This is a genomic window from Robinsoniella sp. KNHs210, from assembly GCF_000686105.1.
Classification (GTDB): Bacteria; Bacillota; Clostridia; order Lachnospirales; family Lachnospiraceae; genus Robinsoniella; species Robinsoniella peoriensis.
The window spans coordinates 1,997,139-2,019,804 of sequence record NZ_JMLZ01000002.1 but is presented as its reverse complement, the minus strand read 5'-3'; the positions used below and the strand labels follow the sequence as shown (position 1 = coordinate 2,019,804).

The 22,666-nt window shown below is 40.6% G+C and carries 14 protein-coding genes and 1 pseudogene; 12 read left to right on the top strand and 3 right to left on the bottom strand.

Annotation, left to right across the window (positions count from 1 at the left end; translation table 11 throughout):
* Window positions 1-46: 46 nt before the first annotated feature.
* From CD03_RS0115755 to CD03_RS0115705, 10 genes are all read left to right on the top strand, one after another.
* Window positions 47-2,407 carry an alpha-L-rhamnosidase-related protein gene (locus CD03_RS0115755; protein ID WP_027294480.1) on the top strand — a complete coding sequence of 787 codons (2,361 nt, stop codon included), beginning with the start codon at window positions 47-49 and terminating at the stop codon, window positions 2,405-2,407.
* Window positions 2,408-2,488: 81 nt separating this feature from the next.
* Window positions 2,489-5,497, top strand: a complete 3,009-nt coding sequence (locus CD03_RS0115750; RefSeq protein ID WP_044289414.1) for an alpha-L-rhamnosidase — start codon at window positions 2,489-2,491, stop codon at window positions 5,495-5,497.
* A gap of 78 nt (window positions 5,498-5,575) precedes the next feature.
* Window positions 5,576-6,652, top strand: coding sequence for a family 43 glycosylhydrolase (locus CD03_RS0115745; RefSeq protein ID WP_027294478.1), 1,077 nt, complete (start codon window positions 5,576-5,578; stop codon window positions 6,650-6,652).
* Between the two features lie 158 nt (window positions 6,653-6,810).
* The gene (locus CD03_RS0115735; RefSeq protein ID WP_027294477.1) at window positions 6,811-8,364 is read left to right on the top strand and encodes a DUF5060 domain-containing protein; all 1,554 of its coding nucleotides are present in this window, start codon (window positions 6,811-6,813) and stop codon (window positions 8,362-8,364) included.
* A gap of 298 nt (window positions 8,365-8,662) precedes the next feature.
* Window positions 8,663-10,033 carry an ABC transporter substrate-binding protein gene (locus CD03_RS0115730; protein ID WP_027294476.1) on the top strand — a complete coding sequence of 457 codons (1,371 nt, stop codon included), beginning with the start codon at window positions 8,663-8,665 and terminating at the stop codon, window positions 10,031-10,033.
* A gap of 71 nt (window positions 10,034-10,104) precedes the next feature.
* On the top strand, window positions 10,105-10,965 hold the full coding sequence (locus CD03_RS0115725) for a carbohydrate ABC transporter permease (protein ID WP_027294475.1): 861 nt from the start codon (window positions 10,105-10,107) through the stop codon (window positions 10,963-10,965).
* A complete protein-coding gene (locus CD03_RS0115720; protein ID WP_141728679.1) occupies window positions 10,962-11,789 on the top strand; it encodes a carbohydrate ABC transporter permease in 828 nt (275 codons plus the stop codon). Before CD03_RS0115725 ends, CD03_RS0115720 begins: the two co-directional genes overlap by 4 nt.
* 53 nt (window positions 11,790-11,842) lie before the next feature.
* Window positions 11,843-13,513: a sensor histidine kinase gene (locus tag CD03_RS0115715; RefSeq protein ID WP_027294473.1), complete on the top strand. Its 1,671-nt coding sequence runs from the start codon at window positions 11,843-11,845 to the stop codon at window positions 13,511-13,513.
* The gene (locus tag CD03_RS0115710; protein ID WP_027294472.1) at window positions 13,513-14,967 is read left to right on the top strand and encodes a response regulator transcription factor; all 1,455 of its coding nucleotides are present in this window, start codon (window positions 13,513-13,515) and stop codon (window positions 14,965-14,967) included. The genes CD03_RS0115715 and CD03_RS0115710 overlap by 1 nt, the downstream gene beginning before the upstream one ends.
* On the top strand, window positions 14,945-17,296 hold the full coding sequence (locus CD03_RS0115705; RefSeq protein ID WP_081820258.1) for an alpha-L-rhamnosidase-related protein: 2,352 nt from the start codon (window positions 14,945-14,947) through the stop codon (window positions 17,294-17,296). Before CD03_RS0115710 ends, CD03_RS0115705 begins: the two co-directional genes overlap by 23 nt.
* A gap of 38 nt (window positions 17,297-17,334) precedes the next feature.
* Here the strand turns inward: CD03_RS0115705 and CD03_RS39975 are convergent.
* Window positions 17,335-17,393, bottom strand: a pseudogene (locus CD03_RS39975) (DUF6783 domain-containing protein); the annotation flags it as partial.
* A gap of 15 nt (window positions 17,394-17,408) precedes the next feature.
* On the opposite strand from CD03_RS39975, the gene CD03_RS39970 reads away from it, so the two are divergent.
* Window positions 17,409-17,471, top strand: coding sequence for a hypothetical protein (locus CD03_RS39970; protein WP_442969738.1), 63 nt, complete (start codon window positions 17,409-17,411; stop codon window positions 17,469-17,471).
* Window positions 17,472-17,727: 256 nt separating this feature from the next.
* On the opposite strand, the gene CD03_RS0115695 is transcribed toward CD03_RS39970, so the two are convergent.
* Entirely contained in the window at window positions 17,728-19,209 is a 1,482-nt protein-coding gene (locus CD03_RS0115695; RefSeq protein WP_027294469.1) for a response regulator, read from the bottom strand.
* 19 nt (window positions 19,210-19,228) lie between these two features.
* Window positions 19,229-20,971 (bottom strand): sensor histidine kinase, encoded by a 1,743-nt coding sequence (locus CD03_RS0115690; RefSeq protein ID WP_027294468.1) that lies wholly within the window; start codon window positions 20,969-20,971, stop codon window positions 19,229-19,231.
* Between the two features lie 249 nt (window positions 20,972-21,220).
* Here CD03_RS0115690 and CD03_RS0115685 point away from each other — a divergent pair, with 249 nt between their 5' ends.
* Window positions 21,221-22,633: an ABC transporter substrate-binding protein gene (locus tag CD03_RS0115685; protein WP_027294467.1), complete on the top strand. Its 1,413-nt coding sequence runs from the start codon at window positions 21,221-21,223 to the stop codon at window positions 22,631-22,633.
* The last annotated feature ends 33 nt before the right edge of the window (window positions 22,634-22,666 follow it).

Genomic DNA, 22,666 nt, shown 5'->3' with positions numbered 1-22,666 from the left:
ATAATCAGAAAGAGAAATGTATGATGAGTGAAGGGAGTTTTAGTCAATGTTTAAAAATGCAAAATGGATTGGAGTTCCAAAGCAGGAGCTTCAAAGATGTAATATTTTACAGGGAGAACAGAACAACAGATTTGCTTATTTTTATCTGGATATCCCGCTAAAAGAAACCGGTGTGCTGAAGATATGTTTATCTGCCGCAGCAAGGTACCGCATGTGGGTAAACGGGCATTCTATATTATCAGGACCCTGCAAAGGAGACCGTTATCGACAGTATTACGATGAAATCATGGTATCAAAATACCTGCGGACAGGAACAAACAGAATTGCCATTCAGGTGCTGGCATGCGATTCTTATATTGTGAATAACAGGATGAAAACCGGCACCCAGCCTTTGATTGCCTATGCAGGTCTTCCCCTGGGACACCGTCTTGCAGTCCAGGGAGGTATATTCAATGCAAAGGAAGAAAAAATTGCCGATATTACAACAGGTATCGCTGACTGGAGGGTGCGTCTGGAAGGAAGCTATCAGTTGGAGTTTCAGGAACCATATCTCACTTGGTTTGGGGCAATAGCAGAGCGTATTCCCAAGACAGCAGTGCCTTTTTCCTGGAAGAAGGCAGAAAGCCGGATAGAATTTCAAAGGGCAGAGATGCTGGAACCGGTACAGACAGATGATGGGAATGCAGGTTTTGGTAATATCGGTGCACTTGTAATGAAAGAGCGGGAGATACCGCTGCTCTATGAAACCGAGAATACCTTTCAAAAAGAACTGCTGGAGCAGGTTATTCCAGGGGATATTCATATCGGGAAAAATACCAGAAGGGAGTTTATCCTGGATGCGGGTGAAATAAAGACAGCGTTTGTAAAATATGCATTTTCCTCTGGAAAAGATGCAAAGGTAAGTTTTACATATGCAGAACGGTTTATGGGAGGGCAGGTGGATGTCAGGCGGGATGATTATATAAACGGCACGTTGGACGGGATGCAGGATGAAATTTTTTTGGATGGTACGGAATTGCTATATGAACCTTTCTGGTACCGCACGTTTCGTTTTATTAAGATTGTAATAGAAACCGGTGACAGTGAGGCATATTTTCGCAAGCCGCATTTTATGGAAACCGGATATCCCATTGAGGTACAGACCTGGGTGGATTCCTCTAAAAGCTGGGTTAAGGAAGTCTGGGAAATCTGTGTAAATACGCTGAAGAGATGCATGAATGAAACCTATATGGATTGTCCCTATTATGAACAGATGCAGTTTCCCATGGATACCCGTCTGCAGGCACTGTACACCTATATTTGCAGCAATGATACCCGGCTGGCAAAAAAGGCAATTAAGGATTTTCATTATAGTATTATTCCGGATGGGCTGGTTCAGGGGAAATATCCCTGTTCCCACACACAGATTATTTCCACATTTTCACTGCACTACATCTTTATGCTTAAGGAATATTATATCCAGACCGGTGACCGGGAGACGATCAGAAGATATCGCCCGGATGTGGATCTGATATTAGATTATTATGACCGCAAGATCAAAAACGGGCTTGTTGAAAATCTGGGCTATTGGGAATTTGTTGACTGGCAGCCTGAATGGGAGGCACAAAATGGTTCCCCCGAGGCCACGGCTTATGGTGCCTCTACGATTATTAATCTGATGTATTCTTATGCACTATCCTGTGGGGCGGATATAAATGAGGAAACCGGGCGGTGCGGCGTGGCGGCAGAGTATCGTAACCGCCAGAGAAGCATATGTGATGCAGTGGAGAAACTTTGCTGGTCAGAGAAGAGGAAGCTATATCGGGAAGGACCGGAGTTTGAACAATACAGCGTTCATGCACAGGCATGGGCGGTATTAAATAAAATGAAGGAAGGGCGCCTGGCAGGGGAGTTAATGGAACGGGCATTGGCTGGTACCGGTGTGGTTTCATATTCTTTTTCCACCAGCTTCGAGCTGCTAGAAGCACTTGCCCTTGCTGGAAAATATGAACTGGCTAAAAGCATATTTAAACAGTGGCAGGATCTTAAGGGCAAGGGCTGTACAACCTGTCCTGAGGTGCCGGTAAACAGCCGGAGTGATTGTCATGCATGGAGTGCCCAGCCGATCTATGAGCTGATTCATCATATCCTGGGAATCCAAATAGAAGAACCGGGTTGGAAAAAGATCAGCATAAAACCCCATTTATCTTTTGTCAGTGATCTGAAAGGGGAAATGATCACACCAAAAGGGATTCTGCGTTTTCAGATGGAAAAGAAGCAGGGGGCAATACGCGGGGAAATCTTTGTTCCTATGGGTATGGAAGCATCTTATACGGACGGGGAAGGGGCAGTAATACCATTGAATATGGGAGAGCGTAATGAGATTATTGTTGATGGCCATCAGATCAGAGAAGAGAGTAAAGCTTAATTGCCGGAGAAAGTCCGGCATTACAGGGATAGTCCATGAATTTAACCTTTGTGGACTGAAAGACTCAGAATGGAGAAAATAATGAAAATTGTAAGATGCAGAACGAATCATATGAAAAACCCGTTGGGATTTTGGTTTGAACAGCCTGTTATATCATGGACAGTAACGGAAACCTTGGATAAGAAGCAGGAAACAGCCAGAATAGTAGTGGCATTGGATGCCCAATTGAACAAGATCATATATGACACCGGTAAGGATAACACACTGTCTGGCTTAGGTACGACCATCCCCATTGAACTTTTGCCGTTTACCAGATATTACTGGCAGGTATCAGTTTGGGGAGATGGGGGCGATGAAGGGGTTTCTAAGGTTTCGTGGTTTGAGACGGGGCGTCGTGATATACCGTGGAAGTTTCACTGGATTACACCTGCATGGGAAGATAACACCATTCATCCATATATCTGGCACAAGTTTACCCTGGAACAGCCGGTCAGATCAGCCAGAGCCTATGCAGTTGGTGTGGGGATGTATGAACTAATGTTAAATGGGTCCAAAGTGGGCAATGAGTATTTTGCACCGGGCTGTACCGTATATGAAAAGGGAATACAGTGTTACACCTATGATATCACAAAGTTTTTGGGAATAGGAGAAAATGTAATCGGGGCTATTTTGGGCAATGGCTGGGCGAAAGGACGTTTCGGTGTCTTTGGTCCGGTTGTGCACTCACAGGCATCAGACAGGTTTGCTTTACGGATGGAACTGCGTATCACTCTTTTAGACGGCAGTGAAATGGAGATTGGGACGGATACTGACTGGAAATGTATAGAAGCACCAGTCATAGCAGATAGCCTTTATGACGGAGAAATCTATGATGCCCGCAAAGAAATCCGTGACGGTCAGAGGCCTGAATTCAATGTGGATAAAGATTCTGGAACAACGGAACCGAGCAATGTGGATAAAGGTTCTGGTACACTTGAACCGGACAATTTGGATAAAGGTGCTGGTACACCGGAACCGGACAATGCAGACCTGGATGAAGTACGGCGGTGGGAGCCGGAAAACTTAGGCAGGATTGTGGACCGGCTGTCGCTGCCAGTATGCAAAAAAGAAACGGTGAAACCTGTCTCGCTTTTTAGAACGAAGAGGAACGAACTGGTGCTTGATATGGGACAGAACTTAGCAGGGGGGCTGGCTGTACGGATACATGAGCCATGTGGTACCAGGTTAAAGTTTAGTTTTGGAGAAGTATTGCAGGATGATTGCTTTTATAATGAGAATTTACGAAGTGCTAAACAGGAGTACATCTATATTGCCAATGGGGAAGAACGTATTGCAGAGCCGCATTTCGTATTCTATGGTTTTCGTTATGTTAAGCTGGAGGGATTTACGAAAGAGCCGGTCATAGAGGATTTTACCGGATATGCGATGTATTCTGATTTAGAAGAAACCGGTCAGATTACCACTTCTGATCCACAGGTCAATCAACTGTTTGAAAATGCCAAATGGAGTCAGAGAGGAAATTTCGTGGACGTCCCGACGGATTGTCCGCAACGTGACGAACGGATGGGATGGACAGGAGATGCTCAGGTTTTCAGCGAAACTGCCTCCTACAATATGGAAACTTACGAATTTTATACGAAATATCTGCAGGACCTTTGGAATGAACAAAAACTTCAGAATGGAATGGTCGGAAATATCATTCCATCTTTTACGAAAAGGAAAACGGATGTCAGCGATCCGATTCAGGGTGGATCTGCTGCATGGGGGGATGCCGCGGTTATAATACCCTGGCGCCTGTATCTGCATTATGGGGATATCACGATTCTTAAGCGCCAGTATGAGAGCATGAAGGCCTGGGTAGACTGGATCAGGCGGCAGGATGAGGCGGATGGCAGTTCCTGGCTGTGGAGGACAGGATTTCAATTTGGTGACTGGCTAGCTCTGGATGGCAGGATAGTGGGCGGAACCCAGGGAGGCACTGATAAAGTCTACATTGCATCTGCCTACTATTCTTATTCGGCGGATTTGGTCAGCAAAAGTGCTAAGGTACTGGGCTTTACGGAAGATGAAGAATACTACGGGGAATTGTCGGAGAAGGTAAAACAAGCGATTTTAAATGAATTCTTTTCACCCAACGGCAGATTGACAATCAAAACCCAGACGGCATATATTCTCGCCTTATATATGGAACTGATACCAAAAGAGTGGGAAACAAGAGTGGTGGAGGACTTAGCAAGGCGGGTGGAAGAGGATAACATGCACCTGACTACAGGATTTGTTGGAACACCGTATCTCTGCCGGGTACTGTCTGCGTATGGTTATGCGGATCATGCATACCGAATCTTTTTTCAGGAGGATTATCCGGGATGGCTGTATGAGATCAGGATGGGAGCGACAACCATTTGGGAAAGATGGAACTCCATATTACCGGATGGCAGAATATCAGACACCGGTATGAATTCATTGAATCACTATGCCTATGGGTCAATTGTAGAGTGGTTGTACCAAAGCGTTTGCGGACTGCAGATTCAGGAACAGTATCCGGGATTTAAGCAGTTTGTAATAAAACCCACTCTTTGCAATAAGTTGAAATATGCACAGGTAGCCTATCAGTCACCGGCAGGCTATATTTTCAGCCGCTGGGAGGTGGCGGATAATAAGATGCAGATGAATATTACGATACCCTTTGATGCGAAGGCGGCAGTTTACCTTCCCTGTCCAAAACCGGAAACAATTGTGGGGATCGACAGTCAGCTCCTGCAGGAAGCCAGCGGCGGGTACAGGTACGCAGATCTTCAGGCAGGAGAGTATCAGATAACCTATGATTTGCAATGGGATGCAGGGGCGTGCTATTCATTTGACTATTCGGTGAATGAAATGATATCGGTACCCGAGGCGGCAGACGTTTTATATGATCTGACGGATAGGATTGGGATCATGTCAAAGGAACTGGCACCGGATCTTAATAGACCACTGTGTGATGCCCTTAAGGAAATGGATCCGGCTGCCCTGGAACAAATTCGGGAACTTATGGACCTTGAGCAAATGGAACGCAGGCTTAAAATGATACCGGTAAGAAGAATAAGGTGAACATGCAATTTCAGACCGGTTTCTGAGCGAACGGATATCAGGAATGAATCAAAAGACAGACTTGAGGAGGTAATATAAATGTATCATACAATACGTCCCGGCCAAATCTGGCTGGATACAAACGGCAGCAGAATACAGGCACACGGTGGTTCCGTAATATATCTGGACGGCGTTTACTACTGGTACGGTGAAAATAAGGAAAAAACCACCGGCAGAGATGATATCTGGCATTGGGGAGTGCGGTGCTATGCATCAGAAGACCTGTATAACTGGGAGGATAAGGGGCTGATCATAAAACCGGATACAGAAGATCCGGCATCTTCTCTGCATCCCACAGCGATGATGGACCGTCCGCATATTATTTACAACGCGGGTACCAAAAAGTATGTTTGCTGGTTAAAAATAATGAACAAAAATGGCTCCCAGACAGAAACGATATTGACGTCCGATCACATATTAGGACCATATACAAAAGTCCGGGAAGGGCTGAAACCCTTAAATATGAGTGCCGGGGATTTCGACCTGGTGGTTGCGCCGGATGGAAAAGCCTATTATTATTTTGAACGGGTACACAGTGAGACGATCTGTGCTGATCTGACGCCTGACTATACGGACGTAACCGGATATTACAGTACGCATTTTCCCCATAGTGGACCACCCTATGTAAGGGAGGCAACAGCACATTTCATGAGAAAGGGCAAACATTACCTGCTTACATCGGGAACAAGCGGCTACCTCCCCAATCCGTCAGAAGTTGCTGTGGCGGATACCTGGCACGGTCCGTTTCGTGTACTTGGAAATCCCCATCCCGATGATGAATCAGGGACATCTTACCATTCACAAATTTCGTCAGTATTCAAAGTGCCGGGAAAGAAAGATCTGTATATCGCCTGCGCCGACAGGTGGCTGCCTGAATTCGTACACACCGGCTACGAAGATTACCGGAAAGTATTTGAGATGGCATTTCATCCGGATGAAGAGAAAAGGAAGGATATTGATGAAATCATATCCTCCGAAGGGCTGGACAGGCATCTGGTCCATGATGTAAACAGAAATACTTCTATTGCTGATTATGTATGGCTGCCACTGCGGTTTACGGACGGCATGGTATATGTGGATTGGAAAGAGGAATGGAAGATCGAGGATTATGAGTAAGCGGCTGAATGGAAAAGAGGAATGGAAAAGAGGAATGGAAGATCGAGGATTATGAGTAAGCAGCTGAATGGAAAAGAGGAATGGAAGATCGAGGATTATGAGTAAACGGTTGAATGGTAAAGAAGAAAGCAAGCTTGCGCTATTGAGGAGGTATATAGATGAAGCAATATGATGTATTAGAAATAGATTTAATAGGATGCGATCCCGGAAATGACTGGGTGCATGTAAATGTTTTAGCAGAATTTGTACTGAATGGAAAGCATTATACCAGAAAAGGTTTCTATGCCGGAAAGGGAAGATACAAAGTGCGGTTTATGCCGGAAGAGCCGGGTATTCTACGCTACAAAGTGAGCGGAATCGTGCAGGCGGCTGGAGAAGAACAGGTAGAGCCGGCATCAGAAGACAAACATGGGATAGTAAAGGCAGAAGGGACTGTTTTCCGATACCAAGACGGGACAAAATACCTGCCTTTTGGCACCACTGTGTATGCCTTGCTGCACCAGGAACATCAGGTAGTGGAACAAACTATGGAGACCATGAAGGGTTCACCATTTAACAAGATCCGCTTCTGCGTATTCCCCAAACACTATGCATTTAATGATAACGAACCAAAGCTCTTTGCATTCGAGAAAAATGAAGAGGGCAGCTGGGATGTGAACCGTCCATGCATGGAATTCTGGGAAGAACTGGAGCTGCGCATTTCACAGTTTGATGAAATGGGGGTACAGGTAGATTTAATTTTATTCCATCCCTATGATCACTGGGGGTTTATGCATCTTAATCGGGAAGAATGCCTTACTTATCTGGAATATGTGATACGAAGGATTTCAGCATATCCAAACGTATGGTGGTCACTGGCTAATGAATACGAACAGATGACAGATTTTACAAAGGAACGCTGGGAAGAAATGGCGGCCTTTTTAGGAAGAAATGATGGGGGCGGGCATTTGTTAAGCAACCACAATTTTGTACATCCTTGGGATTTTTCCAATACGGATACCACCCATGTCTGCTTGCAGGATGCGGATGCCCCCAAAATACCGGCATTGTTCCGGAAATTTGGTAAACCGGTTATCTATGATGAACTTGGCTATGAAGGAAATATTCCCTACAGCTGGGGAAATCTGTCTGCGTTTGAAATGGTGAACCGTTTCTGGAAGATCGTCTGCTATGGGGGATATGCCACTCATGGGGAGACTTATATGGATGATATGAACGATGATCAATGTCTATGGTGGAGTAAGGGCGGAATCCTAAAAGGGCAAAGTATGGAGCGGATAGGCTTCTTAAGAAAATTGACGGAGTCATTTCCGGGAACGCCGGTTTTATTTAAGCCGGAAGACAGTCTGCAGATAGAGAACCAGGCGCAGTTAAAACAAATGCTGGAACAGAATATACCCGGCGTCAGTGATAATCCTGTATATATCTGCATGTCGAACATGACAGATGAAGAATTCACCCATATGCTGGAGTTTTTCACAGAGCCGGTTATTCATGTGGGGAAAGAGGTGTATCTGAAGTACTTTGGAGACATGTGTACGATTTATGGTAAAATGCAATTACCGGAAGACCATCTATATACCGTGGAGGTTATCGATGTATGGGAGATGACTAGGACGGTTGCAGCTGAACATGTGAATGGTATTTTTGAAGTGAAACTTCCGGGAAAACCGGGGATTGCCATACTGGCGGCAAGGGAGACTGGGGAATAGTAAAGGGATTGCTATGCAATATTAATATGTTTTCTAACATGAGAAATAAAGCCGGGTATCAATATGATACTTGGCTTATTTCGATTAAGTGCGGATAGAACGCGTTGAAAATTCATACCTGCCATCTGCATGATGTCAGAAGCAATTTTAAAACACATTCCATTGTACGTTCTGTATTAAAAATTATCCTTGGATTTTACATGCAACTTCCTTTAAAATTCTATGGCAAAAGTTTTAATAATCATCTAGAATAGCACTACAAAGTACACATCGATGTATCATGTTAAAGGAGGATTATATGAAAAGGAAATTAGTAACATTAGTTATGGCATCAGTAATTATTACAGTTACTGCATTGGCAGGTTGTGGAAATGACAATGGTGGTAATACGGGAACAGTTAAGACGACGGAGGTTACAGATAAGGGAAAAGACACTGAGAAAACGGATAGACCAGATACTGAAAATGAAGAAGAAGTAACATTGACAGTAGGATATCCTACCAGTTTTGTACCGGATGCTTTTGAGGTAGTGGCAGAGATGGCGAAAGAGCAGATGGGGATAACAATAGTGGCTCAGCCGTATTCCGATGCAGATGAGACAACCCTGCGTTCGCTGCTGGCCAGCGGTGAGGCACCCGATTTGATATTTTATAATTCTGGAAGTCTTATGAAGCGTTTGAATCCCTCGGAATATTTCATTGATATAAGTACCTATGAAAACCTGATGAATCGAATGGAGGATACTTTTAAGAGTTCTGTGACAGTAGATAAAGCAGTATATGGAATACCTCAGTCTGCATCAATGGGTGGAGGGGTTCTTTACAACAAAGAAATGTATAAGAAATACGGATTGAAAGTGCCGAAAACATGGGATGAGTTCCTACAGAATTGTGAAGTACTAAAAGAAGCAAAAGAAACTGCAGTGATAGGAACCTTTGGCTCTTCATGGACAAGCCAGCTGGTATTTTTGGCGGATTATTACAATATCACTGCTGAAGAACCGGATTTTTCAAAAGAATTTGAATCTGGAAAAGCGAAATATGCAACTACACCAATAGCAGTCCGCAGTTTTGAAAAATATGCAGATATTATTCCTTATTACAATGAAGATTATGCAGTGGCTACCTATGATGATGGATGTGTGATGCTGGCCGAAGGAGAAGGGTGTCATTATTTTATGCAAACACAGGCATTATCTAATATTTATTCATTATACGGTAAAGATGTGGTAGACAAGATTGGTTTTTTTGCGGTTCCTGGTGATGATGCAGATAAAAACGGAATGACTGTATGGCCTCCAAATGCAGTATATGTAAGCAAGGACAGTGACAAAATAGATGCAGCGGTAAAATTCCTTGAGTTTTACATATCTAATGAAGCCCTGGATGCATACAGTGAAATTCAGTTACCAACAGGTCCTTACAGCGTCGTTGGATATGCATCAAAAGGGGAAGCTTTTAAAGCGGTAGAAGAAGATATGCAGGCGTATTTTGACGAGGGGAGAACAGCGCTGGCGCAGGAATATGAAACACCAGTGAAGGGACCGGGATGTGAATCTATATGTGTTGAAGTAGCTAACGGACAAGTGACTGGTCAGGAGGCAGCTGTGAAATATGATAAGGATTGTTATAAACAAGCTGTACAGCTGGGACTGGATTGGAGCGAATAGCAAAAGGATATGGGCTGTGTGTCTTGAATAATAAGGCTCACAGCCTGTTTTAAAGCAGAAAGGAATTGAGCATGAAACAGGAAAAAATGTATTCACATAAATTTTTACTGCCGGCAATGATTGTATTTGGGGTGTTCTTTATGATTCCAACTGTTATATCTATTTACTATAGTATGACGGTTTGGAACTTTGACACGGCTACATTTTGTGGATTTGATAATTATAAAATGTTTTTTGATGATTCATCTTTATCGATAGGAATTAAAAACACACTTATTTATTCTATTCTAACGAGTGGTACAAAAGTTTTGCTGGCATTTGTTATCGCTTTATTTTTAACAGGAAGATTAAAGAGCAAGACATATATTCGATCTGCTGTGTTTTTTCCGAATCTTGTTAGTACTATTGCAGTTGGGATTACGTTTAGCAGCTTGATGCATCCAACAAAAGGTATGATTAATAAAATAATAGAGTTGTTTGGATTAGCTGGCGTGAATTGGCTGGGAAATGCGGATATTGCATTATATTCTGTTGTTTTAGTGGATATATGGAAAGGGTTGAGTGTTGCAGTAATTATATATATTGCTGGAATACAGTCAATCGATCGTACCTATTATGAAGCTGCTGAGATTGATGGAGCCAATAAATGGCAGAAGATGAGGTATATCACCGTACCGTTATCTGCAAGTGCCAGAAATTCTGTAATAATTCTATCGTTTATTGGGGGAATTCGAAGTTTTGATCTGATATGGTCTATGACAGGTGGTGGTCCTGGATTTGCAACAGATACGTTAGCGTCAATAGTATACAAACAGTATGTCAGTGGTTTTTATGGACTTTCAACAGCAGGCAATGTGATTATGCTAGTGCTGATTATCGTATTGGCAGTACCGCTGCAGAGCTATTTATACCGTAAGGAGGCACAATTATGAAAAAGTATAAGATATGCTGGTTAAAAGAAGGTATCGGATGTTTCATGGCAACGTTTATTTTTGTCCTCCCCTTTCTCTTTATGCTGTTTAATTCTCTAAAAAGCAGACCTGAAGCTAACAGATTGAGTTTTTCTCTGCCGACGGAACTGCATTTTCAGAATTATATTGAAGTGTTCACAAATAACAATTACCAAATTGTTATGGCATTTAAGAACAGTGCAATTTTAACACTGGGAGCAGTGACTTTACTCATTTTCTTTTGCTCGATGGCAGGCTACGTGATACAAAGAAGAAGAAGCGGCATGACTAAAATAGCTAATCTGATGGTCATGATTGGCTTAATGCTGCCGCCATCCATCTTACCAACGATTTGGCTGCTTAAAATATTTCATATCTACAAGACAATGTTTGCAATGATTTTGATTGAAACTTCGCTATTAATTCCGTTTACAATAATGCTGTATCGTGGTTTTGTGGGAACAATTCCGGTCGAACTTGAAGAGGCTGCTTATATAGATGGATGTTCATCATGGAAAGTGTTTTTTAGAATTATTTTCCCGCTGCTTAAGCCTGTTACGGCAACAGTGATTATTTTAAATGCCGTAACAGTATTTAATGATTTTACAAATCCGTTATATTTTCTTCCGGGTTATGAAAATTCCACGGTTCAGTTAACCTTATTTAATTATAAAGGAACTTTCCAGAGCTCATACAATTTATTGTTTGCTGATATCATTATAATTATAGTTCCTATGCTTATTTTGTTTCTGATTTTTAATAGAAGAATTGTAGAAGGAATGGTGGCAGGTTCCGTAAAAGGATGATTGCAGGCAGCTGAATCTTCCGATATACTTAGGTTAAATTAGGAGGTTATGATATGAAATATAGCCGGAAGGTATTTTTCCTCTTTGCAGCAATGGGAATTATTATTGCAGTGATATCATTTAGTTTTTACTATAACCATAAAATTCAAGTATATGAAAAGGAAGAACAGGAGGTACTAAAAAAGCAGGCGGAACAGATTGGTAACAAGATGAATACGGCGGTGGAACAGATGGAATTTGCAATAAGCTTTATTTTATCTGATATAGATGTTCTTAACGGCATGAAGATACTAGTATCTGAAAATAAACGTCCTGAAGAGAAATATGATGTGGCAGAAGCCATTAGAAGTATACGCATTAATTTGGGGGCGTGGTATCTCAATCGTAATTTTTCTAATGTAATTGTATTCAACAAAGATGGGACAGCTATAACGAAATCAGGTAAACTGAATGAAGAATTTGTGAAATCTGAATTAAAGGAACAAAATTATCAGGAGATGACTGAACATAAGAAACAGGGCAGGATAATTCGTTCGGTTCATCCAAGTAATTGGGATGACAGTAATAAACATGTCATATCCATGGTACAGGAAGTCAAAGGATATCAAGGTACTTATATTGAGGTAGAATATGACATTACAAAGCTGGAACTGCCAGATGACATAAGTTATATTATTCACGATAGTCAGGGGAATCCCCTGATTGATAATATTCAAAACAGCAATGATCAGGAAATTATTAATAGTTTTTCATCATCTTTGACAGGAATCAAAGCGTCTGTTCTTGCTGATGGTAAGATACTTAAATCAAAGGCACGTATGGCATCGTATCCGGATGTAATTATTATCCTGGTATTTATTATCGTTATTCTGATTTTTGTTCAGCTTTCAACCCGTTATTTAACGAAACCAATTATTGAGATATCGGATTTAATTGAAAAGAAGGATATTGAAAATCTCAGAGACCCTTTTGTTTTTCATTCAAATATTAAAGAAGTTGAATCTCTCGGAAAATCATTTGATCATCTGCTGAAGCGGCTGGATCATTCACTGGAACTTGAAAATAGGGCAGTGAAGCTGCAGATGCAGGCTCAATTTGATGCGTTGCAGGCGGGTGTTAATCCGCACTTTATTTTCAATGTGTTAAATATTATAGCAAACCGGGGAATGAAAGCGAATGATGACATGATTTGCCGCATCTGCAGCAAGCTTGGTGCCATTTTACGCTATTCCACTAATACACGGGAACGGGAAGCCCCTGTAAGTGAGGAAATACAGTATCTCAAAAATTATTTCTTTCTGATACGTGAGAGGTTTAAAGAAGATTTTACTTATGAATTTATGATTGACAAAGATATGGAAAATATGATGATCCCCAAACTTGGATTACAGCAACTCGCTGAAAACAGCATTAAACATGGTTTTGGCGGATCTAAGATGAATGTTGTGGTTAGGGGTGAAAAGTTAACAGATGGTTGGTTATTAGCTATTCAGGATGATGGCTGTGGATTTCAAGAAGAGAAATTAAAGAATGTTAGAATGAAAATTGAAGAAGCTCGTAATGAACTGTTATGCAGCCAGCCTGGGTTTGAAATTGGAGGAATGGGAATTGTAAATACTTATCTGCGCTTTTTTCTGATATATGGAGAAAGATTGAGTTTTAATATAGAAAATAATGACATCGGTGCATTAGTGACTGTGAAGATATGCCAGGAGGATAAATAATGTATAGAGTAATACTAGTGGATGATGAGGTTGCAGCAATCGAATATATCCAAGGGATTATTGAGTCAAAATGCACAGGCTTTGAAGTAGTGGGAACAGCGAAAAGCGGAGAAAAGTGCCTTGAAGTTTTTGAGCGTTCGGGAGCAGATGTGATAATTACTGATATTAAGATGGCTGGTATAGGTGGAATGGAGCTAATTGAAGAGATAAGAAGAAGAAATCGGGATATTCAGCTCATTATTGTAAGTGGCTACTCAGAATTTGAATACGCAAAGAAAGCGATTACCAATCAGGTTTTTGAATATATCTTAAAGCCCGTGGATCCGGAAGAATTTACAAATATTATGGTAAGGCTTTTTCAAATGTTGGAAAATCTGGAACTCAGCGAGAAGAAACAGCTGTTCAAGGACTTATGTCAGGGAATCGCAGTGGAAAAAGAAAAACTTAAGAGATTTTTTGGAAATGAAGAATATTATGCATTTCTGTTGCGAAGAAATCATTTGCCTGCTCAGTTTCGGGATAATAAAAATGCAGAAGTAGTGACTAATATCTATGGTTCATACTTTCTATATGCCAGGGATGAGGAGGAAGCATTTTATCTGTTACCAAAGAGCTGCTTGAATTCAAAAAGAGAACTGAAATTAATAATAAAGAAGTGCAGCGAGAAATTTTATCAGGAACAGGGGTTTTTAACAATTGTTGAAATTCCAAGAGCTTTCGGTATCGATATGATGATGACATCAATTGGTGAAGTTTATAAGACACTGCAACAATGTTTAATCTGTGGAATCAGTCAAAATATTGTTCTTAGAGAACAACAAGAACCGGTTGATATTAATGAGGAAGAGCAGGACAGAATACAGAAGATTGTATTTTATTTAAGTAAAAAACAATATATTAAAGCAAAAGCAGAGCTTAAAATACTGTGTTTAAGTTTTGAAAAACGTCGAGTTGTGCAAGTACAGGTAGAAACTGCGATCAAAAAAATTTGCCGCTGTAGTTATTATAACAATGATAGTGAATATCTCCTGAATGAGATATTGTATCATTCTTTAAGTATAGAGGAGTTATTTCAAAATATCTGTGATTTTCTGTTTAAAGAAGAGAAAGAAGGAGGAAAATTGGATACACCTGAGTATTTCGAATCTGTTTGCCGTTTTGTGGAGAGTCACTTGGCAGAGCATGTTTCATTACATTCAATTGTAAATGAATTCCATGTGTCACAAAGTCATTTGAGTTATATTTTTAGAAAATATGCCAATCAGTCGTTTAATATGTATCTAACATCAAAAAGAATTGAAAAAGCAAAACAGATTCTCATGAGAGACCCGGATATTCTAATTAAAGATGTAGCTCTAATGGTAGGTTTTCGTGATCAATTTTATTTTAGCAGAGTTTTTAAAATGTATACAAATGTGAGGCCAACAGAGTATGGGAGCAAGAATGATGGATAAAAAGTTAGAATGGAAAGAAGCAATGTGGCTGGGGATACCAATGAGTGAGAAACGCAGATGGAATATTCTGCATGGAGATTTGAATGGACGTTATGCATATTATCGATGCGTAGTTGAGAGTGGAGAAATCGATAAAGCGGTAATTAATATAACCGCTAATTCCAGATACCGCTTGTGGGTCAACAGTCATTCAGTATTATCTGGTCCCTGTAAAGGAGATCGTAACCGACAGTATTATGAAACTGTGGATATTACCAGATATATGAAGACCGGTAAAAATATTCTGGCAGTTCAGGTGCTATTTTGTGATCCTAATGCAGTATCACACCAATATCAGGAACGTGCTCCTATATTTGCAGTATCATCGCTGCCAGCAGGGCATTTACTGGCAGTAGAGGGGAAGGTTTACGGGAAAGGAAATGATGTAGATCTGACGACGGGAAAAGCACCCTGGCGGGTATATCTAGATGGTAGTTTTTATTTGAAATCAGATGAAATAACAATGAATCTGGGGGCTGTTATAGAAAATATTGATTTTAGAAAACACCCTTTAGGATGGAAGACGGAGCAGTTTGATAGCAAAGGATGGGCAGAACCGCTTAGATGGGGGCTGGTAAAAGCGGATGGGTTGATGGAAAAGGTGGGTCTTTATGGTGCTTTCAGAATACAGGAGCGTGAGATACCGTTGCTTTATGAAGAACAGCAGTTGTTTACAGAAAAATGCAATCCGGAGCTTCTGGTACGAGAAAAATGCATGTTGATAAAGCCTGACAGCTGTCAGAAAATAATTCTTGATGCAGAGAAGCATACGAATGCCTATCTTAAATTTCAGTTTTCAAAGGGAACCGGAGCAAAAGTTCGTATTACATATAGTGAGAAATATAGTGCAGCAGGAAGTGAAATAAAAAGGACAGATTATAAGAACGGAGAACTCCGGGGAGAAACGCACCAAATAATTTTACCGGGTCAATTATTTACTTATGAGCCTTTTTGGGTGAAGACCTTTCGATTTATTTGTATCGAGGTTCAGACCGCTAAAGAAGAAGTACAGCTTTATCTTCCTCAGATGTATAGAACGGGATACCCGCTTATGATTGAATCTACTATTAAATCCTCGACAATCTGGATTGAAAGATTATGGGACATGTGTATTCGTACACTGCAAAATTGCATGATGGAAACCTATATGGACTGTCCCTTTTATGAACAAATGCAGTTTATTATGGATACCCGGTTACAGGCGCTGTTTACCTACTCGGTGAGCAGTGATGTGAGACTGGTAAAGAAAGCGCTCAAGGATTTCCATTATTCAATGATTCCGGATGGATTAATTCAAGGGAAATATCCAAGTGTATTTCCACAAATTATTTCGACATTTTCCTTACATTTTATTTATATGCTGGAAGAATATTATCTACATACAAAAGATATAACAGAGTTACTGCGTTACCGGGTTGATGTTGATTCTATTTTATCGTACTACGAGCTGCATATTGGGAATGAAGGATTAGTGGAACATCTTGGTTACTGGCAATTTGTTGACTGGCAGGAAGCCTGGAGAGATAATATGGGGGTTCCAACGGCTGCATTAACCGGACCATCAACGATTATCAATCTGATGTATGCGTACGCATTAAAATGTGGTGCCCGCATTAACGAAATTACCGGAAGATATGGTATGGCAGAAGAATACACACGGCGGCAACAGAATGTATTGATTCAAGTTCAGAAGTTGTGCTGGGATGAAAAGAATGGTTTATATAAAGAAGGTCCAGATACTGACGAATATAGCCAGCATGCACAGGCTTGGGCCATTTTGAATAGAATGGTTACCAAAAAAGAAGGAAGTATTATACTGAAGAAAACACTTGATTATCCAAATATTCTTCCGTGTTCTTTTTCTACCTCTTATGAATTATTCAGGGCATTTGAGTGGGTTGGAGACTATTATCTAACGAAAGGATTTATGGAGAAATGGAAACGCCTGATTGAGTGGGATTGTACAACTTGCCCGGAAGAGCCTGAAAACGGACGAAGTGAATGCCATGCATGGAGCGCCTTACCACTTTTTGAATTTAGCAGAAGTATTGCAGGTATCAAGATGGGAAGTCCAGGGTGGGAGACTGTTTTGATCCAGCCAAATCTCGACTATGCAGATGATATAGCAGGTAGTGTAGTAACTCCAAGGGGCAATATAAATTTTGACTTCTGCAAGTGCGAAGGAAGGTATAGGGTAAATATACCAAAAGGGTTAACTGGAGAGTTCATTATGCCGGATGGATGCCGAAAACCAATTGGAGAAGGAGTCACAGTTCTTGAGTGTGTTTGAAAATTGCTTTCTGACAGATGTGCGTCACAGTTTGTGGTAGATTTGTCCCGGATGAAGTCGCGTAGCGGGCTACGCAACCTGAATTCGGGGCAAATATGCCGCAAAGTGGGGCGTGCAGATGGCAGGAATGAATTTTAAAACTACTACAACGCACATTTCTTTAATGATGTTCTGATGAAGAGAATTCTAAGCAGTTTGAATAAATGTCGATGGAACTATTGAGAACATATCTCTATATGATGTACAGGCTGGAGCCTCATGCAAGTAGAAATTCCTGATATTAGTCAGAAAATGTATATTAAACCGAAAGAAAAAACTCTGCGGGTACACATTTTATTTCGTGTTTCTGCAGAGTTTTATTTCTGGAAAATACAGCAGAGAAGGTACAGGTGGATATTACGCAAATTGACTTTTGATACTATAAACCATACTTATAAGGACTGAACACCACCGGACCTGATTCTCTTTTGAAATTCTGAAGGATAAATCCCTACATTTTTAAGAAATACATTAGTAAAGTGCCTGGTACTGAAATAGCCAACCAGTAAGGTAACATCTTTGATCAGAATATCCGGATTTTCACACATAATACGTTTGGCATTCAGTATCCTTACATCACTGACATAATCGATCAGTTTCACACCGTTTTTTTCGTGAAATACTTTGCTTAAATAGGTTGGCGTTATATTAAAGGTATCAGCAAGGGAGATAATGCTCACATCATTGGCATAATTAAGCTGTATGTATTCCTTGATCCTGTCAGCCAGATTTGTTGAAGTAACCGGATTCTGGCGATACATGGCATGAGCCTGGTTCTTTAGCTTTTCGCAGAAAACAGCGTACGGATCCGTATTGGAAGAGGACAGTCCCAATGTCTGGTAAGTATAATCCAGGATAGGTTTTTGAAACTTATTAAATATCAATTGTAAAGGCTCATTGTTTATCATTTTTTCAAGATAACGGTTATAGCGTATTTCATCTTTATCACAATAAGATTCCGCAAGTCCTGTAATCAAAGAGATACCTTCTGATATATAAGGAATCTGTTTAATCCTTTCTAAATCCCGGCTGGGATATATTGCACACTTTTTCAGACAGATGCCAAGCGGCAGATCATCCTGCAATGTATCGCATTTTGCAATTAGGGATTTGATTCCTTTCGTACTCTGACAGTAAAAAACTGTTACAGAATCCTGGGAACCAAGATCAGGCAATAGTTTTCCAAGATAATTACGGATACGTGCAGCCTGAGTATCCGTGGAACGGATTACGAGGCATAGAGTACCGCTGGAGTTGCAGAACAGAGCGGATTGATCCTGTGAAGTGTTCCATGTGGAAAGCCATTGGTGGAGATTGGGCAGTATGGTGCGGTAGAGCAGGCTGCTTTCTTTATTCTTAAAAAAACGGCTTTCTGTAAATAAGAAAGCAAAGTACTGCTGATCTTTGGATAATTTCAGCTTTTCTTCTTCACAGGGCATGCCATATGCATTGAACAGACTGGTTACCTGCAGTTCAAAGTAGTGGTTATAGTCCAGTTTTTTCTGTTTTAAATGTTCTTTTGTATGGTTGATAATTTCAATCATAGCATCCACTTCCACCGGCTTTAGCAGATATTCTTTTACTCCAAGTGAAATGGCATCTATGGCGTATTCAAATTCAGAAAATCCGGTTAGAAGAATCCAGTTTGTGTCCGGGCAATCAGACTTTACATTGCGTATGGCATCCAGGCCGTTTAGAACGGGCATTTTAATGTCTACAAAAGCAAGGTCAGGTTGATAATTCTGGCAAATGGATACCAGCTCTTTTCCATTTTTTGCTTCTAATATGATGGAATCCTCAATATTCATATCCTTAATAATCTTTTTTAGATAAATTCTTACAAGATTTTCATCATCAGCGATTAAAATAATCATTGGTTTTCCTCCAGAGTTTCTATTTATATTTTGCGTGAAGAATGATGGTAACTTCGGTACCGGATTCTTCAGAGCTTTTGATAGTAAAGGTACTGTCCGGATCAAAAAGCAGGAGACGGGACCTGACATTACCAAGACCTACGCTTTCCTGGCATGCAATATCTTCGAATTGAAAGCCGATACCATTATCTGCTACTTTTATATGCAGCATATTATCGAAAATATATGCTTTTATGGAGATGATTACCTGGATATCGTAAGGTTCCATTCCATGTACAATGCTGTTTTCTGCCAGAGGCTGAAGCAGGAATTTAGGAATAATGCAATGCTGGCATTCTTTTCCAATGCTGATCTTATATTTCAGCCTGTCACTGAAGCGGATGCTTTGCAGCTGTAGATATTGTTCCAGAAAATCACACTCTTTGGAAAGCCGGCTATCTTTTTCCGGAAGACATGAGTATCTCATAAGTTTTGTGAGATTAGAAATGGTCTCCTGTACCTTTGTTTTTTCTCCCATTGTATTCATAATGGAAATGCTGTTCATTATATTGTATAAAAAATGAGGATTAATCTGAGACTGCAGTGCCAGATATTCCATCTCTTTTCTTCGGATCACAGACACATATTCCCGGTTAATATATTCCTCGAGTCGATCCACCATCCGGTTAATAGCATCTCCGATGATAGCAAGCTGATCATTTCCTTTTACTGTAACTTTAGTAGAAAGATCACCTTTTTCCACGTTCTCTAACACATGCAGGATCTGATTAATAGTTCTTACCATGGAGCGGGAACTGGAACGATAGCTTACCAGGGATATTATAACGAATACGATGGTAATGATCGTAAAGAACAGAATAATAGTAGATGAAATTTGATTTAAGTCTTTTTCGCTTGAAAGGGAAACCAGTGTCCAGTTTGCACTTGGCAATTCGTAATATTGTGCAGTGTAATATGTATCATCCACCAGCCTTTCCGGTTTATCTTTTAGTTTCTCTAATATACTATCCGTAACATCCCTGGCGCTGTAAATTATGTGCCTGGCTTCATCCAGCAGTACAAGATTGCCGCCGTCCCCAAGGTCAAGATTCTGGAAGATTTTCTGTAGGTTTTTATCGTACACGTCCACCCTGAAGATTCCAACGGGTTGTTTGCTGATTCCGTCTCTAAGCAGACGGCTTGCGGAGAAAAACAAATTGTTGGAAAGGAGGGGTGACTCATCGTAGGTAAGATCATCGGCATAACTAAAATAAGAAGATCCGTTTTTGGCCATAACAGCTTCCTGCCAGGCTTGATTTGCCAGAATTGCTTCTTCCAGAGGAGTAGCATCGGATATGCCTTTAGACAAAACAACAGCCGTATCGGAACTGACATGATCTGAAGTGAAAGGAATGTAAATGATAGATAGAATATCATCATGATTTAAGTAAATAATTTTGCTGATGGATTGTATGTATTGCTGCTCCATTTTATATTTTTGATATGTGTCGATCTCAGATTCTGTTTTTCCCATTTCTATCATGTAATTCATAAGCTCCTCGTATGCATAAGGTGCTGTTGTAAGGGCATTTAACTCTTTGAGATATGTTTCTACATTATTTGCTGTAGAAGTCAAAAGAGCTGAATTTAATTCGTAAGTATCGTGCTGGTAAGTGCGGTAGAAAAACAGGGAAGATACGATTGCTACTAATAAAAAGGGGCATACGATACTGATCATATAGATAAAAGAAAGTTTATGTCCAAAATTATATATCGATTTCATAATAACCTCCGATAAAATGTATGTATTTCAGCATCATTGACAGCTAAAATCAATTTTCAAACAAGCTGTAAAGCTTATATAGGATATTATACATAAAAATTAGAAAAAAGATAGGTGAATCATGAATATGCATAAAAAAGAACGCTTACAGATTGAATTTATGACATATGAAACAATGAGAACATCTGATATACTTTCGATATAACAAAAACTCAACAAAACATAATAAAAAGAAAAAGGAGAGAAAGTATGAGAAAGAGAGTAATCAGTTGTTTGCTAGGAGCATGTATGGCAGTATCTCTGATGACAGGATGTTCATCAAAACCGGCAGAGGAGACAAAGGCACCGGAAACGTCAGCAGCTACGGAGAAAGCGGAAACACAAAAAGCGGAAACACAAAAAGCGGAAACACAAAAAGATTCCGGCGAAACCAAAGAAACAGAATCTGCAAAATCGGACACAGGTTCAGAGGAAGCAGGAAATAAAAAATATGAAGGAATTACATTAAGCTTCATGAGTAATATTGCTGGAGTGCAGAGCGAGGCTATGGAGGAAGTGATTGCCCAGTTTGAATCGGAAACGGGTGCCAAAGTAGAATACAGTTCTCCGGGAGCAAATTATGAGGAACTGATGAAAACAAAAATGGCGACAAATCAGCTTCCCGATCTTTGGACGACACATGGATGGAGCGTTGCCAGATACGGACAATATTTAGAGCCGCTGAATAACCAGGAATGGGCATCTCGCCTTTCTGAATCGGCAAAGCAGATTGTAGTAGATCCTAAGACCGATAATTTCTACTGTTTGCCGGTGGATGTGGATATTGCAGGTATTGTCTATAACAAAACTGTCCTGGATGCATCAGGAGTATCGGTTGATGATCTTAAAACATGGGTTGAATTTAAGGAAGCGCTTGGAAAAATTAAAGAGGCAGGTTATACACCGGTACATATTGGTGGGAAAGATAGCTGGACGATCGGACAATTCTTTGATTTTGCAGCACCTTCCTTCTATATTACAAACGAAGAAAGCAATGACCGTGCAGCTTTGAAGGACGGAACATTTGACTGGTCTAAATGGTCTGAGGTAGCGCAGATGATGGCAGACTGGAAAGCAGAAGGATATTTTAACACAGATTGTCTGACCGCTGATTATAATGCTGCGATGAAGGCTATGGCAGAAGATAAAGTTGCTTTTGAATTTTACGGAAATAGTGCTATCAATGAGATGTTATCCTTAAATCCAAATGCTAATGTGGGAATGATGAGCGTGCCTTCTAATAGCGAATCGGATGAACGTACACTGATTGGTGGAGAAAGAATTGCAATCGGGGTATGGAAAGACTCACAGAATAAAGACGCTGCTCTGGAATTGTTGAGCTACTTTGCGAAGGATGAGAATATGGCAAAAGTAGCATCATCAGACGGAGCACCGGCAAGCTTTGACGGAGTAGAGAGTGATACCGGTATCGTAAAGGCAGATCTTGAAAAATATATGGCAAGCTGCCGTGTATTCCCTTATTTTGATCGTGAATATTTACCAAGCGGCATGTGGGATGATATGTGTGTAACAGGTGCTTCTATCCTGGCAGATGAAGCAAATGCAGTGGAAAATGCCTGTACAGCAATGAAAGACAGTTATTTGGCTAAATTAGAACAGTAAAGGTAAAAGTGCTGCTGCAAACAGGTTTCAGGA